1 protein-coding gene is annotated in these 1341 nt (G+C 48.2%); it reads right to left on the reverse strand.

The window, feature by feature from the left end:
- Window positions 1-265 precede the first annotated feature (265 nt).
- Window positions 266-1270, reverse strand: a complete 1005-nt coding sequence (locus ACJ8MK_RS25980) for an IS110-like element IS5075 family transposase (protein WP_000427619.1) — start codon at window positions 1268-1270, stop codon at window positions 266-268.
- Between the last annotated feature and the right edge of the window lie 71 nt (window positions 1271-1341).

The following is a 1341-nucleotide window of genomic DNA, read 5'->3' on the forward strand; positions in this document are numbered from 1 at the left end:
GAAAACGGAATCTATGGTCACTCCCGTTTTTGCAACACCGATTTTGACGACAAGTTGGCTTGCTTGAATCTATCCGGCGTCTGAATGGGATTTTATTCCCGCGCCTCGATGAGTTCCGCGCCTGATGAACCTCCAGAAAATATACGGCTTCAATGAGCCTTTCCGTTTTACAGGTTCCTCAACAGGCCGGTGGGCCGTTAGTATCATCAATATCAGTATTCGCAAAACCAGATGAATGATTGTTTAAACTGGTGTATTTCTGCCTTTATGCTTCGTAAGTTTGCTGTCGCGCCGTCAGTGCCCAGGCTATTCTGGCCAGCTTGTTTGCCAGAGCACAGGTGACGACAAAGTTGCTTTTCCGACACAACAACTCCCTGACCCAGTCGGCCAACTTGCCAGACTGGTGTTCCAGTTTTTGTATGAATACCCTGGCACACTGAACCAACAAAGTTCGGATCTTTTTGTTGCCCCGCTTGCTAATCCCTAACAATGTCGTCCGACCTCCCGTGCTGTACTGTCGGGGTACCAGCCCTGTTGCCGCCGCAAAGTCACGGCTGCTGGCGTACTGCTTCCCGTCGCCAATCTCAGTTGAAATAGTACTGGCAGTCAGCGTTCCAACGCAGGGAATACTCAGCAAGCGCTGTCCAACCTCATCTTCGTCCAACTTTCGTTTCAACTGAGATTCCAGATCTTTAATCTGCTCAACAAGATAGTGATAATGCTGTTGTAATTTCAGCAGTAACTGGCTGAGATAAAGAGGCAAACTACTGTCCTCAAGAAGGGTACTCAGTCGACTAATAACGGCAGCACCTCGCGGAACGCTGATACCAAATTCCAGCAGAAAAGCATGCATCTGATTAGTTGTTTTCACCTTATCCTGAACCAGGGATTCACGGACACGATGCAGAGCTCGCATTGCCTGCTGAGATTCGGTTCTGGGCTGCACGAAACGCATAGATGGACGTGATGCTGCTTCACAGATAGCTTCAGCATCAACGAAGTCATTTTTGTTGCTTTTAACGAATGGGCGGACAAATTGCGGTGATATCAGCTTTGGAAAATGCCCTAACTCTTCCAGCTTGCGTGCCATAAAGTGAGAACCGCCACAGGCTTCCATCGCGATGGTTGTTGCCGGGCATGTCGCCAGAAATTCGATTAGCTTTGGTCGGGTGAATTTTTTACGGTAAACGGCCTTCCCACGATGATCCTGACAATGAATATGGAAAGAGTTCTTACCCAGATCGATACCAATAAGCGCAATGTTTTCCATGATGGTTCTCCGAATGAAAGCCTGTCCTCAGCATAGTACTGGGAAGGAGGGAGTGACCATCTCATTAAATA

It is taken from the genome of Serratia sp. CY38905 (assembly GCF_052168875.1).
Taxonomy (GTDB): Bacteria; Pseudomonadota; Gammaproteobacteria; order Enterobacterales; family Enterobacteriaceae; genus Serratia; species Serratia sarumanii.

Bases quoted from the DNA above. Each gene is read 5' to 3' on its own strand.
- ACJ8MK_RS25980 (WP_000427619.1), bottom strand. From the start codon at position 1,270: ATGGAAAACATTGCGCTTATTGGTATCGATCTGGGTAAGAACTCTTTC.